Raw genomic sequence first — 16916 nt, 5'->3', positions numbered from 1 at the left:
CTCACTTAAAAGCAATGATTTGATTCAAAATCGGCTTAACAAAAAATATTGCTTCATAAATGCATACTATTAATCCTTCCAAAAGCGATAATGACAAAAAGTATCACTACCCATCTTCTGGAAGATTAAGATTCATTTTTTAAGAAAACTATCAATCACCGAAAAAAAGTCTTCTACTTTCATGGCACCTTCATATTTACTACCATTAATAAAGAAAGTAGGCGTTGCTGTAACACCAAGCTCTTTACCACGCTCAAAGGATGCATTCACTTCATCTAAAATGGCTTGATTTTTCAAACATGCAGTAAAACTTTCATCTGTAAAACCAGCCATTAAGCCAATTTTTTTCAATGGTGTTAGAGCATCTTTTCCGAAAGCCCATTCATTTTGTTTTTGAAATAAAACTTCTATCAAAGGAAAATAGCGATCTTCTGGTGCACACCGTGCCAACATAAAACCTGCTGTTGCCCGAGGATCAAAAGCATAATCGCGGAAAATCAGTTTTACTTTTCCTGTTTTGATATATTTTTTACGAATTTGAGGAAGTATATCATTATAAAAATGCGCACAATGGGCACATGTCAACGAAGCATACTCAACAATGATGACCGGTGCATCCGCCTCTCCCTCAAAGCGATCCTTTACTTTATCCGATTGGAGAAGCTCTTCCATATCAACAGTTGCCACTGGTTTTGGATCACGCGCTAAAGCAACTGTTACACTGTTTTGTACAATCGTTATGAAGAGAAAAATTATCCCGAAAGATAAAAAAGAACGATATTTTACCATAAATAATACTTTTCTGTTGTTATTAACGAATAAGAATCCAATGCTTTCTCATATATTAAAGAAAAATATATAAAATATCTTTCTATTTATTATTTTTTTCCAAGAAAATGCAACAGCCAAGTTTATAAAGTGATTGGCGCAAGCTTTTATCTTCAATTCCTTCAAGCATTTCTCCCACGCATTTTTTGTCTTGTTCACTCAAAGATGATTTTAGAGGCAAGTGATTCATAAAAACCGACATACTCCTTTGCTCAATCTTGATGCGATCAATAGCAATATAGCCAAAAAATCCGTTAATTCTATGAAGTAACTCCTCTGTTTCATGCATCAATTTTAACGCAGCAAATCCTTCACATGCGACAACAAGTGTTGCTGGCTGAAAAACATCATCTTGATCTGCACGACGTTTCCAAATAATTTTAAGCGGCATTGTATGTTCACTGATATCATAGCCCGCAATTTGTGGCCAATGTTCTATAAGCGCTACATTAAGCCCTGTCCGTTTGCGTAAAACTGGATCAAGTATTTTGTATACCGTCTCAGAAAGAGAATAAAAGATATGTTTTTTAAGTTGTTTTCTCATTTTTAGATCATTGTTCAATCGCTTACTAAATTAAAATCATTTGTTTCATCTAAAAATTATTGCCTCCTCAATTTATGAAATATCAACAAAATAAATAATTTTTTCTTTTGCATTTTATATCTTCCTATGCTTGAAAACAATCATGTATGAAATTTCTTCGCACCTCCTTGCTTGGTACGATCAAAATCACAGACATCTCCCATGGCGGATTACCCCCGAAAAGCAAAAACAAGGTATCCGTCCTGATCCTTATCAAGTTTGGCTTTCTGAAATCATGCTTCAACAAACAACCGTTGAAACAGTTAAGCCTTATTTTAAAAAGTTTCTGAAACTATGGCCTGATCTTTCCTCTTTAGCAAAAGCCTCACAAGATGACATCATGAAAGCATGGGCTGGACTTGGTTATTATTCACGCGCACGTAATCTTAAAAAATGTGCGCAACAACTTGTTGAAAACTACGCAGGACAATTTCCACAATCTGTAAAAGAATTGCGAACTCTAGCCGGTATTGGAGATTATACTGCCGCAGCCATTGCTTCAATTGCTTTTAATCACCCTGTAGCAGTGGTTGATGGTAATGTCGAACGTGTGGTAGCGCGCCTTTTTGCTATCACTTCAATATTACAAAAAGCAAAAGTTGAAATTAAAGAAAAAACACAAAAAATTACTGCTTTAAATCGTCCTGGTGACTTTGCTCAAGCAATGATGGATTTAGGAGCAACAGTTTGTACTCCACGCAAACCATCTTGTTATACCTGCCCTCTTCAATGTTTATGTAAAGCAGCAAAGACGCAACAACCGGAATCTTTTCCAGTCAAAGCCCCTAAAAAAGAACGCCCTTCAAAAACAGGTATTGCTTTTGTGGCTCTTAATAAAAAGAGACAAATTTATTTGGAAAAACGACAGACGCAAAAGCTCCTTGGTGGAATGACCCAAATTCCTAACAATATTGGCATAAACAACGAAAATGGGCTCCAAAACGCACCCTTTACTGCCAATTGGCAATTCAAAGGACAAATTACGCATGTTTTTACTCACTTTTCTCTAAAACTCGATGTTTACTATACTGAGGATGTTCATGAAATGAATTGTGAAAATGGTTGGTGGTGTAACATTCAACATCTTGCCGAAGAAGCACTACCTACTGTTATGAAAAAAGCCATTTCTGTAGCACTTCCCAATTCTTTCAGATTTAAATAACCTTCCCTATTCGTAAAAATGTTTTCTAACAGAGACTTTTGTATCTCTAGCAACCATTTCTTAATCTGTAAAAGAAAAATTTAAAAAAATGAAATAACCAATTTTTCCTACAGATAAGAATTAAGGAGGGATAGAAAAGCTTAGATTTAAATTTCAGGATCTATCCTTTTTTCGCTTATGAAGGAGTAAGTCGGCTCCATCGTTATATTTACCAGTCCCCTAAAACAACCCTTGGCACTTGAAACGGTTCATAAAAGGTACTTTTAATTTTTTCTTTAACAATTTTTATTCACACGCCAACTCCGCTGATGACATGTAAGCAAGTAAATTTCATTGATTCAATATGGAACATGTTTGAAATGAAAAAATTTGACGATATTCCGAGGATAATTCAATATGAGTTGCGCTAAATTATCTTTATAAATAAATTACATCATACACACTTTACAGATGTACGTATTATCTCAAAAAAGCACTTAATTTTGAACTTCTGAATGAGCCTTTTAATTCTAGTCTTTCATTTTCATAAAATTATATTGAAATTTTACTGTTTTGGAACTCAAATTAGAACATAGAGTGAAAGTTTCTCATTTTAATTTCTTCTACAAGAAGCATAAAAATACTCGCTTGCCGCTTACAAGCGAGATTAGTGTATCAATAAAAAACATCTAAGAAAGGCATAAAACGGCTCCACCTCCATCTCAATCAAGATCAGGTACATTGGTGATCAACAGAATGAAGCAATCAGCTTAGTTCATAAAACACCCGTTTTTAACATTTGTGAACGTATGATCATTCTTAAATGATCTATGGACTTCAACCGTCCATTTTCCTCATAATACCAAAAAGTCCAACCATTACAACTCTGCGAATCTTGAGCCTTTCTTCCCATTGCGTGAATTGAACCCGCTTCACCACCATGCATAATCGTACCATCAGCTCTTACAATAGCAGATACTTGCTTCTTGCGATCATAAAGAACTTCTCCGGGATAGAGTAAACCTGCTTCAAGCAAACTGTTGAATGCTACGCGCGGTTCTGCTTTTTTTCTATCCAAAATCGCTAGTTCTGGTTGCGCTAAAGGTTTAACCGATGCAATTCTCTCACATGCTGCATCAATGTAGTCTTGCTCGCGTTCAATCCCAACAAAATCACGCCCTAAAAGCTTGGCAACAGCACCTGTTGTTCCCGAACCAAAAAACGGATCGAGAATAACATCACCAGGTTTACTAGAAGCCATAATAATACGCGCTAATAACGCTTGCGGTTTTTGTGTTGGATGTAATTTACGCCCTGAATCATCCTTTAAACGTTCAGCTCCAGTGCAGAGAGGGAAAAGCCAATCCGAACGCATTTGTAGATCTTCATTTGCCGCTTTTAAGGCATCATAATTAAATGTATACTTTTTATCTTTTTGATCTCGCACAGCCCAAATAAGCGTCTCATGAGCATTTTGAAAACGGCGCCCTCGAAAATTAGGCATCGGATTATTTTTGCGCCAAATAATATCATTAAGCATCCAAAAACCTAAATCTTGTAATGCCGTCCCAACTCGAAAAATATTATGGTAAGATCCGATAACCCAAAGTGTTCCGTTGGGTTTTAATACACGACGACAAGCAAGCAACCATGCGCGGGTAAAAGCATCATACGCAGCAAAACTCTCAAACTGATCCCATGCATCATCAACCGCATCAACAAGCGAATGATCTGGACGGTATAAAGCTCCGTCCAATTGCAAATTATAGGGTGGATCCGCAAAAATCATATCAACGGAATGTTTTGGAAGTTTTTCTAGAACTGAAACACAATCTCCTTTAAAAATTTTATTGCGCCATGGCATCTGTGAGGGAGTACGAAGAAAATCTTTTTGAAGCTGAATAACTGTCATGAAAAACCCAACAAAATTAACTGAATTTGCCCTATAATCAACCAAAATAGTTTATAGGCCCGCATTACCAATCCATATTTACAAAATAGCGTAAACGTATCGTTAAAATTATACAAAATTGATAATTGTTTTTGTTTTTTTAAGTAAAAAAACTTTCATATGAATGAAACCTTATTTTTCTTTTTTTCAATGTACTGTTCCCATATCTTTTATTTCGTAAAAGAATTAAGAATCATTTTCAAAGCAGATTTTTATGAAATAAGATCCTCTCAATATCGTTTTCATGAAAGTTGTCCATCTCATAACATGTAAAGGAATATCTTATGCCTCAGATAGATCTTATTATTTTTGATTGTGACGGAGTTCTCGTTGACTCTGAATATCTTGCAGCAAAAATTGGATCACAATTGCTCAAACAAACAGGATATGAAATATCACCCGAAGAATTGAGTGAGCGTTTTGCAGGGCTTATCTTTCGCGATATTCTTAAACACGTTGAACAGGAAACAGAAAAACCAATTTCTGCTCATCTCATAGATCAGATGACTAATATTTTTCGTACACAAATAAAAACTAAATTACGGGCTATTGATGATGTAAGAGAAGCCGTAGAAATTATTCAAACACGCTATCCCTACTGTATCTGCTCTAATGCAAAAAGCGTAGATATAAAAGAGATGCTCACCACGGTTGATCTCTATGACCTTTTTGAAGGTAAAATATTTTCAGCACCTGAAGTTGGAACAAAAAGAACGAAACCGGCCCCTGATATTTTCCTTTTTGCCGCACAACAATTACAGGCAGAGCCCCAAAACACTATCGTTATAGAAGATTCACTTCATGGTGTACACGCAGCCATAGCAGCAGGCATGCGTGTCATCGGCTTTACGGGAGGATCCCATAGCTATCTTGGTCACTCTAATGCACTTGCAGAAGCTGGCGCAGAAACAGTTATCGCAAAACATGCTCATTTAGGAGAAGTCTTAGAAGCAATGGCAGTATGGCGAGATCTATTATAAAAAATCTCTTGAATATATCAGTTTGTAAACTCTTGTAAGAAGCATTTTTACTCAAATGCCCTTCTCTTCTCGCTACTTCTTTTATAATAACTTCAATAAATGCGTAATTCACAACACGGGTGAATTGTATCTCAATGTGAAGGAAAAAAATATAGCACCTCGTTGAGTAATCATAAGTCAGTTAACCATTGCACGTGCTTTAAAAAAGCAAAAAACAGGGGTGCAAGCTCATAACAATCAAACCCTGCTTATCTATCTCAACTCCGATATCCACTCCCAACCTCAGCAGCCCATCCGGATAAATTATTATATTTGTCAAAAAAGGAATATTACGATGCCTTGCTCGATAAGATATGAAAATTGCTAGCCTTTTTCATCTGATCAAAAAAATCACACACTATAGTAAAATTGTAGGGTATGTGCGTATTGATTATGGAAAAAATATTAAAATTCCCAGAATCTATGGAACACAAGAGTTTATTGAAAACAATAAAAGTGTCCTTGTTGAGTTAGAATGTCTTATATTTACTCAATCCAAATCTCGTAAACTTGTTGAAGGCTTATTTACTTTACTGCTTAAACAGTATTTAAACAGCATCAATTGGTACAACCTCCCTAAGATTACAAAAGATAAAAAGAATACATTCTTATGAAGATGTGCATTTTATAAAAAACATTTCATAGCAAGTAATTTACAGGCAAAAATATTGATTTATAATCATAATTTATCATTATTCAAATTAAATGAAAAAACCGAATATTGTGAGATTCTCTCATTTCAAATCTGGATATGCTGAATTAAATAAAGAAATAAAAATGCCTCTTAATAAATCATCTCAAGAGGCAAAGATCTGTAGCAACATTAGGAGCGAGCAAAGTGTATGGCGGTGCCATCTTTCTTCTTTGTAAACGTCAAAGATTCTGATGCCCTAAGAATTTTATATTATGGGGCTTTATCATCATATCTATTATTGCAAAATAGGCTTGAGTACCTTGAGACGGATTTCTTAAAAAAGCACATAAATATGAAACATATAATAACCTTAAACAACGTAAAGAGATACCAGTAGTTGCTCAAATTTTTCCGAAAGCACTTACATAGACTTTTTAAATAAGCAATGAAATCAGATCTTTTCAAAAGTAATCCAACTTTAGGAAAGACACCCCTTCTAAAAATAAAAGCGGATTTTCAGTTTGGAAAGAAGAAAATGTTAAAAATATTATCTAATGCCGATCTTTCAGCACTCATAAATGTGTCTGAATTGATATTCTTCTATACACTGCTTTACATCACAGTAATATGCTGTTCACATTGGTGAGACAAAGATAATATCATTTATCTCTATCCAATTCGAGCTCTACTTTATACTATGAGATAATTGTATATTTTTTAGTATCTATAAATGTATTTAAAAAATAATATTAATATCATTTTATAAAAATTATACGATGACCACATGTTATTTATATATAACACATAACAAAACAATTCATAAAATTTTAAAAAATATTTTTGTAATTATTATTGTTACTTTTTTACAATAATGTTTATAAAAAATTATATTTATATTTTTATATGTATTTTTATTATTGACTAAAAATACATATTGAAATATAAAAATTGTATATAGTGTGAGATATATAAACATTATGTATATTTTCTTACATCTATAAATTAAAAATATTTGAGGTAAAGTTATGGTCAAAATATTTAAAAATTATATCTTAAGCATTTTTATAGCGAGCACTTTTTTTATTTCACAAACTGTAAATGTTAATGCAAACTATTTGAAAAACGATACTCCAAAAGAGGAACTTTCTGTTTTCCCAATGGAACAAGTAAAGTATGCAAAATCTGATGTAGTTTCTACGACTTCTTTCTATGTTCCATCTGTAAATTATCAAACAGAAAATGGAACAACAGGTGAAGGGAAAATTGAAAAGGTCGTTGAGCCTATGACTATAGGAGTGGGACTATTGTTTGCTGGATATGCAATGAGCTTTATAGGATCGATAATAAGTTGGATAAAGGACATAGTGTTAATGTTCAAATAATTCAGTCTCGTCTAGAACTCTAGAATAATAGCTTCATTATGAATCTATTATTTGTTGTAAATAATTACATAATGAAGCTTCTCTTGATACAAGAGATAAATGTTGTAGATTATATCCAAATATCCAAAGTATAAATTTACGCATATATATATATATTGAATATTATAAAATATTTGAGGTAAATTATGATTAAATTGTTAAAAAATCATATGTTAAGTATTTTCATTATGTCTGCCTTTTTTCTTTCACAGATTGTAAATGTGCATGCAAACTATTTGCAAAATAATACTCATCGTGAGAATATTTTTGTTTCTGCCATAGAGCAGAAAAGACAGGATACAGTCCATACCGTTTCTCTCTATAGCCCCATTCTAAATCTTGGAGTGGATAATGAAACTACTCTTGAAGGAAAATTTGAAAAGGTCGTTGAACCTCTTACACTCGGAACCTTTGGTGTTGGGATGGCACTTGGATATGCATCAAGTACGATAGGCATGTTTTTAGCATGGATAATAGGTAAAATAATATCGTATTTTAAATCTCGTTAAAATTGAAATTTTATTAGAATAAAACCTTCTCATACGAAATATAAACTATGGATATATTTTGTATTTATCCATTGTTGATGACAAAAAACTAATGAATTATCACATTAAGAATGAAAAAGCTTTAAATGCTTCTGTTTCTCTCAATGTGCACTAATTCTGCCGATGCATCTATTCAATTCAATTCAAATTAAAATAAAAGTATTGGTGATAAATTATGATTAAAGTATTGAAAACTTATATATTAAATATTTTTATAGCAGTTGTTTTTTTGCTTTCACAAGTTATAAATGTTCATGCCAATCATTTGAAAAATGATATTCAATGGGAAACTGTCTCTCTAATAGAACAGGGAAAGAAAAAAGCTATCGATATAGCTTCTCTTTATGTCCCAAGTTTCACTCATGGAGCAAAAAGTGAAACTGCCATTGAAGGAAAATTTGAGAAAGTATTTGAACCAATTACGCTAGGAGTTTTTTCTACAGTAGGAGCTTTGGGTTTTGGATTCTTGACTGGATTTTTTATGTCCATATTTAGCGGGACAATCGGATGGGCAATAGGAAAACTTAAAGGCAAATAATTCAAAGATACTTAGTTATTTTTTTCTATTTAAAATGAGAATACTTTACAGCCTGCTTCACATCATGTAGCAGGCTGTCGTATGTTTTCTATGGATAAAATTTAGGTTACCATACTGTATAGAACAAATATAATATCTATTAGTATACAAAATAATAAATTAAGCTAAACAAAAATTATTCAAAGTATAAATTTGCGCACGAAATGCCATAAAATTACCTTATAAATCTTTCAGTATGAATTTTGATTTATATCATTTCAACATTCATTTTAGCAGATTTAATTGTTACAAAGTATAAGAGCATAAAATAAATATGAATGATTGAGTTTTACAAAAAAAATTCTTCAATAAATACCATTCTATCTATTTGATTTTATTATTTAAGAAGGTGCACAAATGAAGATATATTGCAAAATTTAAGTGAATGAATAATAGAGAAAAAAATTTCGACTTTAACAGATTTTCTGTGAACTTTTGACGTTTATATCTCAAAAATAAAAATGCTTTAGACTATTGCCTTTCATTATTGAGTAAAAAAACTATCCATTTAATAATTTAAATATTATGAAAAACGTGAAATAAATAACTTCACCAATTTTCCAGAAATAAAAAAGGACAAGACTTATGGAATATATCAGCACGAGAGGTGAAGCTCCTGCTTTAAGCTTTACGGAAACGATCATGACAGGGTTGGCAAGTGATGGGGGGCTTTATCTGCCAGATAAATTTCCTCAGCTCTCATTTGATGCGTTACGAGCACTTCGTGGTCAGTCCTATACAACAATTGCTAAAACTATTCTGTGGCCCTTTGTAAATAACGAAATCGAATATACAGCTTTTGAAAATATGATCGCTGAATCTTATGCAACCTTTCACCATCCAGCAATCTGTCCGTTACGACAAACTGGAGCAGATGAATTTATCCTTGAACTCTTTCATGGTCCTACTTTAGCTTTTAAAGATGTTGCAATGCAGTTTCTTTCTCGGCTGATGGATTATGTTTTGACTAAAAAAAATAGATCTGCAACGATTATTGCTGCAACATCAGGTGATACAGGAGGGGCTGCGATACAAGCTTTTGCTGGAAAAGAACACTCAGATATTTTTATTTTATTTCCCAAAGGACGTGTATCACCTGTTCAACAACGGCAAATGACAACCAATCAATGTTCAAATGTTCATGCCATTGCAATTGAAGGAAATTTTGATAATTGCCAAGCTCTTGTCAAAGCAATGTTTAATGACCACAATTTTCGTAAAAAAAGAGCGCTTTCAGGTGTTAATTCTATAAATTGGGCACGTATCATGGCGCAAATTGTTTACTATTTTTCATCTGCGCTTTCCTTAGGAGCTCCTGATAGAGCTGTTTCATTTACTGTTCCTACTGGAAATTTTGGTGATATTTTTGCAGGTTATGTTGCAGCCCGTATGGGATTACCCATTGCTCAACTGGTCATCGCAACGAATGATAATGACATCCTTGCACGTACATTGACCAGTGGTATTTACGAAACACAACCAATAGTTCATACAACATCACCTTCTATGGATATTCAGGTCTCTTCTAATTTTGAACGTTTGCTCTTTGAAAGTGGCAATCGTGATCCAATGTGGATTCGCAATGCAATGGACAACTTGAAACAATCAGGACGTTTTACTCTTGATGAAAAGCAACTCAAAAATATTCGTTCCCTATTTTCCGCTGGGAAAAGCAACATGGCTGCAACAGCTCAAACAATTGATAGTGTCTATAAGGAAAGTGGCTATCTTGTTGATCCACATACAGCCGTCGCTCTTCAAGTAGCGCGTAAAAACAAAAAACCGCATATTCCAATGATCGTCCTTGCCACGGCTCATCCAGCTAAATTTCCTGATACTATTAAAAGTGCTTGTGGACTTCATGCCCCATGGCCATCTCATCTCAATGATGTAATGAAACGCGAAGAACACTTTATAAGTCTTGCTAATGATGAAAAAATAGTAAAAGATTATATTTCTTTAAAATCGCGTGCATCTTATTAAAGTTAGCTGCATTAATTTAAATCAAGAATATTCTAATACCCTTACAATGAGGTATTTAGCTTATTTAATGGAGTTGTAAATACATGGATGTAGATATATGTCGCCTTAGTAATGGCTTGACTATCGCCACACATACAATGCAACAAATTGATAGTGTTGCCCTCGGAATATGGGTTAAAGTGGGCTCACGCAATGAAACCTCTACACAGCATGGTATTGCTCATCTTCTTGAGCATATGGCTTTTAAAGGAACCGAAAACCGCACTGCTTTTCAAATTGCAACCGATATTGAAGATGTTGGCGGTGAAATCAATGCCACAACCAGTATTGAAACAACAGCTTACTTTGCACGTGTACTTAAAAGCGATATCCCACTTGCTATAGACATTTTAGCCGATATTTTAATGCATTCAAAATTTGACGACGATGAACTAGAACGAGAAAAACAAGTAATATTTCAGGAAATTGGTGCCGCTCATGACACTCCTGATGATATTGTTTTTGATCACTTTACAGAAACAGCCTTTCGTCATCAATCCCTTGGACGCTCTATTTTAGGAACAGCTAAAACTATTCAATCATTTACATCTACTGATCTCCATGATTTCATCAATAAACAATATAGTGCAGATCGTATGATTGTCGTTGCTGCAGGAGCTGTAAAACACGAAAGTTTCTTGCGAGAAGTTGAAAGTCGTCTTGGTACTTTTCGCTCCCATTCAACCGCACCTCTTACTAATCTTGCAAATTATGTCGGTGGCGACTTTCGTGAATATCGCGATTTAATGGATACACAAGTTGTTCTCGGGTTTGAAGGGCGTGCTTATCACGCGCGTGATTTTTATGCGGCCCAAATTCTTTCAATCATTCTTGGTGGTGGTATGTCTTCACGTCTTTTTCAAGAGGTAAGAGAGAAACGTGGATTATGCTATTCTATTTATGCTTTTCATTGGGGATTTTCAGATACTGGGCTTTTTGGTGTTCACGCAGCTACCGGACAAGAAGGGCTCAAAGAACTTATTCCCGTGATTCTTGATGAACTTTCCAAGGTCAGTAAAAACATTCACGCCAATGAACTGCAACGAGCACAAACGCAATATCGTGCGAATCTGACAATGTCACAGGAAAATCCCTCTAGTCAAGCACATCTCATTGCTCGCCAAATACTCCTTTATGGTCGACCAATTCCAATATCGGAAACAATTGAACGCCTCAATCTCATCACTCCTAAAAGATTAACTGACTTAGCACATCGTCTTTTTACAAATTCCACTCCAACACTAACTGCTGTCGGACCTGTAGGACCCCTCATAAATTTTGATGATTTAACGTCAACTCTTTCATCCAAGCTAAAGTAAAAAACTTCTTTTCAAAACAGCATCACAATAACATACACATATTTTATCGTAAAATTTACCACAAAAGCTCTTCTCATTAAATAAGTTTTGGAAATATTGGGCAAAGAAGCGTACAAAACTACCCAATTCATACTTCATGTGATAAAGATTCTAATGAGTGAAGGTATATCCGTGAAATCTGGAAATTCATGGTTTAACTTTGCCCTTTTAAAATATAAAACTTCATTCGCTTCAAGTTCCATTGAAGCAAATGGACATGTGGTCTATTTGTATATAAAACCACATAACTTAAGAAAAAGTGATAACAATTTATTATGTAAATAAATTATAAAAGGTGGACGTTTTTTCTCAAAAATCGAAATGAAAGTTAAACATCCTAAAATATTGAGAGTGGGACATTGTGAAGAGTTTGCGTAAAATAATTGACATCATTTTCATTGTAGTCGTTAGTTCTCTTGTCCATCTTACATCAGCACAAGCAATTGAGCCAGTTAAAATTTCTTCTCAGGATGCTGCTCTTGATCTCTCACAAGCAATTGAAATTCACCATACAAACAGCTCTATTTTTCAAACAAGTACAGCGCCAGGACCAGATGGTATTGTTTGGCGTATTGAAGTGCAGGCAAAAAATGAAAAATTTTCCGGAAATTGGGCAGTTTTTTCTCTTGCAAATCCAACAGATGAACAAATCGATCGTCTCATCGTTGCCCCCCACTACCGCATGGCGCGTTCTGGATTTTTTTGGCCAGACCTTGGATCAGCAAGGATTCAATCCATAACGCCAAGCGAAGGTTTTTCCCTCGATCGTCAACTTAGTGCAAACTCTGATATCTTTCGTATTACCCTTAACCCTGGTGCTGTTGTTACATTTGTGGCCGAACTTAACTCTGCAAATCTACCGCAAATCTATTTATGGCAACCTGAAGCTTATAAAGATGCAATTAATTCTTATACGCTTTATCATGGTATTCTTCTTGGGATATCAGGTCTCTTAGCGCTTTTGTTAACTGTACTCTTTGTTGTCCGTGGAACAGGACTGTTTCCTGCAACAGCTGCTGTTGCTTGGGCAGTGCTTTTTTATATTGGTATTGACTTCAACTTTTTAAATAAATTCTTTGCAGTTACACTCACAACACAACCAATCTGGCGTGCTAGTACAGAAGTAGCACTTACTGCTACACTCTTCATTTTTCTTTTTACCTATCTCAGCCTTAACCGCTGGCATTATCATTTTAGTTACGGTGCTATCGCTTGGACCATTGCCTTTTGCAGTCTAGGAGCCTTTGCTATTTATGATCCAATCAGAGCAGCTGGAATTGCGCGTTTGTCTTTTGGCCTTACCGCTGTGCTTGGTATAATATTAATCATCTATTTCTCGATCAGAAGCTATGACCGCGCCATTATGCTTATTCCAACATGGTTGCTCATTAGCTTTTGGTGTGTTGGAGCCTATGCCTGCATAGCTGGATATTTAAACAATGATATTATCCAGCCGGCATTAGCGGGGGGATTAGTGCTCATTGTTCTTCTCATCAGCTTTACTGTCCTGCAACAAACTTTTTCTAATGACGCTTTCCATGAAGGAATATTTTCCGATCTTGAACAACAAGTACTCGCAGCAAAGGGAGCTGGAAATATTATTTGGGATTGGAATATTGAGCGTGACCGTATTGTTGTACATCCAAACATGGCTACCCTTTTTGGTACTGAAATTCATAACCTCAATGGACCTATGCGCAACTGGATTTCAGCCTTGCACCATGATGATCGTGAACGCTTTCAAGGCGTATTAGATATCATTCTTAAAAATAAAAAAGGGCGCATTGATCAAATTTTTCGGCTTTCTTCCGGTGGTGGTTATTATCATTGGTTTTCTCTTCGTGCACGCCCGGCTATGCAAAAAGATGGGAAAATCACACGTGTCATTGGAACCATTGTCAATATTACTAACCATAAAAAATCCGAAGAACGCTTATTGCATGATGCAATCCACGACAGCTTAACCGGCCTTCCTAACCAACAAATTTTCTTCGATAGACTACAAAATTATACCTCTTTGGCGAAAGCAAATATCAAAATTAGACCGACTGTCTTTATGATTGATTTGGACAATTTTCGCAAAATTAATCGCAAATTAGGCATAGCAGTTGGGGATACTGTACTGCTTATAATCGCACGTCGTTTAAACCGTCTCATTAACTTTCAAGACACCTTGTCGCGACTTTCAGCAGACCGCTTTGCAATTATTTTACTCAGTGAAACTGAACCACAAAAAATTGCAGCATTTGCAGATCATTTGCACAAAACAATTTCAGCACCTATTTCACTTTCAGAAAACAAAATAATTCTTTCAACGTCTATCGGATTGGTTACATGGAGTGAAAGCCGATCGACAGCTAAAGATATTTTTAATGACAGTGAATTAGCGATGATTCGCGCAAAACAAATGGGTGGAAACCATATAGAACCTTTTCGTCCTAATTTTCGCACTTTGGGTCTCGAACATAATACTCTGGAAAAAGATGTTCATTATGCCATAAAACGTAATGAGATAAAAATCCTCTACCATCCTATTCTTAATTTATCAGACGGACATATTATTGGTTTTGAAACAATTGTAGAATGGCATCATCCCACTTATGGAAATTTAAATGTCTCTGATTTTATAAAAATCGTAGAAAACGAACAAATTGTTATGAATTTGTCACAATTTATCATCGATAGTGCCATTATCGATCTTATAAATGTACAAGAAAAGTTTTCCCAACAATCTTTCTTTATTTCAATTAATTTACCAAGCGCAGAAATGATTCATCCTCGTTTTATTAGTCAATTGCGCGCCGCTCTGCTTCGTCATCCGCTCCACAAAGGGCGTTTGATGATTGAAATATCTGAATTTGTCTTAAGAAATAATCCTGAACAATCAGCGCACTTTCTCGAACAAATTAAAACACTTGGAATGAATCTCGCACTCGATAATTTTGGAACAGGTTATTCGTCTCTGACCTATCTCGTACGTTATCCATTTGATATGGTTAAACTTGATCGTTCACTTATTTCAATCGACTCCCTTAAGAAGAAAATTGTTCTTAAGTCTATCATTAATATGGCAACAGATCTTAATTTGCAAATTATCGCAGAAGGTGTTGAAAATGAAAAAGAAGCAATCTTCCTCCGTCAAGAAGGCTGTAAATATGTTCAAAGCACACTTGTAACGAAACCGATTGCCATAGAAGAATTAATTACGCTCGTTCAAAGCCATTTCCCTTATAAAATAAAAACATAAGGGATAAAATAACGTGTAAAGTTAAAAAGCTTAGAAAAAACTCTACGCGTGTCCCATTTCAGAAGCAAGATAAGTTGGATCGATACCCATGCGTGTTAAACTTTTATCATACTTGCAGCTTAAATCACTTTCAAAAAGAAAACTAGGTGATGTAGAACTGATTAGCCAACCATTTGTAGAAATTTCTGCCTCAAGTTGCCCCGCTTTCCATCCAGCATAACCTAACGCTACCAGTGCATGTTGCGGACCTTGTTCGCAACTGATCGCTTTTAATATATCAATAGTCGCAGTAAAACAGACCTTATCTGCAATAAAAACAGTTTCTTCACAAGCATAATCATCTGAATGAAGGACAAAACCACGCGAAGGGTCAACAGGACCACCATAGCGAACTGGAAACTGTTTTATTGGTTCAGAAAGACTTTTTTTTTGGCCCCTGTCTATGACTCCCAAGTGAAGCAAAAGATCTGGAAAATCAATATGATGCAATTGATTGAGAATAATGCCCATCGCACCAGCATCAGAATGCGCGCAAATGTAAATAACAGAACGAATAAAGCGTTTGTCATTCATCCCAGGCATTGCTATGAGTAATTGTCCACCTAAAAAGCCATTACACCGCTTCATTAATTTGTTATTCTCCATAATTTACATGATAAAAGTTTGTTCATTTAGTACACTAGGAAAATAAAAATCCAATGAAAAAAAGTCATATATTTACAAATTTACAAAATATCGCAACTTTCTTTTATAAAAATCTTTTAGTTACTTTAAGCTTAACATTTATAGTTTTAGAATTACTTAACATTCCTGTAAATGCTCAAAAAGAACAAAAACTCCAGCTTTTCGCAACATCTTGGTATGAATCAGATGGTGGTCGTATCCGATTAGCAATCACCGAACCTTCTCTTTCTGGAATAAGAGAAGGCATTATTGAGATTGTGCTTAAACCAGGATGGAAAACTTACTGGCGTAATCCAGGTAATTCTGGCATGGCACCGTTTTTTAATTTCAACCAACAGGTTTCTTATGAAATCTTTTATCCTACCCCACAGCTTTTTGAAACAGAAAATGATTGGTCATTAGGCTATAAAGATAAAGTAATATTGCCCTTCAATCTTTCTGGTTCAAGCAAAAATTTAAGTGGTGCTTTCACCCTTGGATTATGTAATAAAATCTGTCTTCCATTTACTGTTAACTTTGATTTTTCCCCATCTGCTCTTAAAAATAAACATCTTCCTGCTTCCTTCTTAAAAAATGCCCAAGATTCTTTGCCCCGCATGATGCAGAATGCACTAAAAATAAGTGCCGAAAAAAATAACAGTACCCTTCTTATAAAAATACAAAATAACAACAAGACCACTCCTTCCTCTCTCTTTTTAGATGGAGGAGAAATGCAAATTGGAGCAGCAAAAAAAGTCAGTGATAACGCAGAATATACACTCTTCAGTGCTCCACTCTATTTCGCACCAGAAGAAATAAACCAAAAAATTTTTTATACAGTTTCTTTTAAAGATTACGCCTTAAGTGGAACATTCATATTCCATACGCAGCCAACCCCTCTTGCGACTCCGCGATAAAAGAAAA

General features: G+C 34.9%; 13 protein-coding genes. 9 read left to right on the top strand and 4 right to left on the bottom strand.

Features of this window, described 5'->3' with window-relative positions:
- Positions 1-132: 132 nt before the first annotated feature.
- Together ACFIKH_RS04005 and ACFIKH_RS04000 are read right to left on the bottom strand one after the other, a co-directional pair.
- Positions 133-789 (bottom strand): DsbA family protein, encoded by a 657-nt coding sequence (locus tag ACFIKH_RS04005; protein WP_375625108.1) that lies wholly within the window; start codon positions 787-789, stop codon positions 133-135.
- Positions 790-871: 82 nt separating this feature from the next.
- Positions 872-1372 (bottom strand): DUF721 domain-containing protein, encoded by a 501-nt coding sequence (locus ACFIKH_RS04000; protein WP_375625109.1) that lies wholly within the window; start codon positions 1370-1372, stop codon positions 872-874.
- 142 nt (positions 1373-1514) lie between these two features.
- On the opposite strand from ACFIKH_RS04000, the gene mutY reads away from it, so the two are divergent.
- Complete coding sequence (mutY, locus tag ACFIKH_RS03995; protein WP_273787922.1) at positions 1515-2573, top strand: A/G-specific adenine glycosylase; 1059 nt, start codon at positions 1515-1517, stop codon at positions 2571-2573.
- Positions 2574-3327: 754 nt separating this feature from the next.
- Here mutY and ACFIKH_RS03990 read toward each other — a convergent pair.
- On the bottom strand, positions 3328-4416 hold the full coding sequence (locus tag ACFIKH_RS03990) for a site-specific DNA-methyltransferase (RefSeq protein WP_375648120.1): 1089 nt from the start codon (positions 4414-4416) through the stop codon (positions 3328-3330).
- A 371-nt stretch (positions 4417-4787) separates the two neighbouring features.
- On the opposite strand from ACFIKH_RS03990, the gene ACFIKH_RS03985 reads away from it, so the two are divergent.
- The 7 genes from ACFIKH_RS03985 (at position 4788) to ACFIKH_RS03955 (ending at position 15329) form a co-directional block, all read left to right on the top strand.
- The gene (locus tag ACFIKH_RS03985) at positions 4788-5483 is read left to right on the top strand and encodes an HAD family hydrolase (protein ID WP_375625723.1); all 696 of its coding nucleotides are present in this window, start codon (positions 4788-4790) and stop codon (positions 5481-5483) included.
- Positions 5484-7181: 1698 nt separating this feature from the next.
- Positions 7182-7538: a hypothetical protein gene (locus ACFIKH_RS03980; protein ID WP_375625721.1), complete on the top strand. Its 357-nt coding sequence runs from the start codon at positions 7182-7184 to the stop codon at positions 7536-7538.
- Between the two features lie 185 nt (positions 7539-7723).
- Positions 7724-8086 carry a hypothetical protein gene (locus tag ACFIKH_RS03975; RefSeq protein WP_375625719.1) on the top strand — a complete coding sequence of 121 codons (363 nt, stop codon included), beginning with the start codon at positions 7724-7726 and terminating at the stop codon, positions 8084-8086.
- 214 nt (positions 8087-8300) lie between these two features.
- On the top strand, positions 8301-8663 hold the full coding sequence (locus ACFIKH_RS03970; protein ID WP_375625717.1) for a hypothetical protein: 363 nt from the start codon (positions 8301-8303) through the stop codon (positions 8661-8663).
- A 624-nt stretch (positions 8664-9287) separates the two neighbouring features.
- Entirely contained in the window at positions 9288-10685 is a 1398-nt protein-coding gene (gene thrC / locus ACFIKH_RS03965; protein WP_375671050.1) for a threonine synthase, read from the top strand.
- Between the two features lie 83 nt (positions 10686-10768).
- On the top strand, positions 10769-12043 hold the full coding sequence (locus tag ACFIKH_RS03960) for a M16 family metallopeptidase (RefSeq protein WP_375671048.1): 1275 nt from the start codon (positions 10769-10771) through the stop codon (positions 12041-12043).
- Between the two features lie 400 nt (positions 12044-12443).
- Positions 12444-15329: an EAL domain-containing protein gene (locus tag ACFIKH_RS03955; RefSeq protein WP_375671046.1), complete on the top strand. Its 2886-nt coding sequence runs from the start codon at positions 12444-12446 to the stop codon at positions 15327-15329.
- Positions 15330-15371: 42 nt separating this feature from the next.
- Here ACFIKH_RS03955 and ACFIKH_RS03950 read toward each other — a convergent pair whose 3' ends face one another.
- Complete coding sequence (locus tag ACFIKH_RS03950) at positions 15372-15956, bottom strand: YqgE/AlgH family protein (RefSeq protein ID WP_375625118.1); 585 nt, start codon at positions 15954-15956, stop codon at positions 15372-15374.
- A gap of 71 nt (positions 15957-16027) precedes the next feature.
- On the opposite strand from ACFIKH_RS03950, the gene ACFIKH_RS03945 reads away from it, so the two are divergent.
- The gene (locus ACFIKH_RS03945) at positions 16028-16909 is read left to right on the top strand and encodes a protein-disulfide reductase DsbD domain-containing protein (protein WP_375648100.1); all 882 of its coding nucleotides are present in this window, start codon (positions 16028-16030) and stop codon (positions 16907-16909) included.
- The last annotated feature ends 7 nt before the right edge of the window (positions 16910-16916 follow it).

It is taken from the genome of Bartonella sp. SD1336NMGDW (genome assembly GCF_042193565.1).
In the GTDB taxonomy this organism is placed as follows: domain Bacteria; phylum Pseudomonadota; class Alphaproteobacteria; order Rhizobiales; family Rhizobiaceae; genus Bartonella; species Bartonella grahamii.
This window is presented reverse-complemented; position numbering and strand designations above follow the sequence as displayed.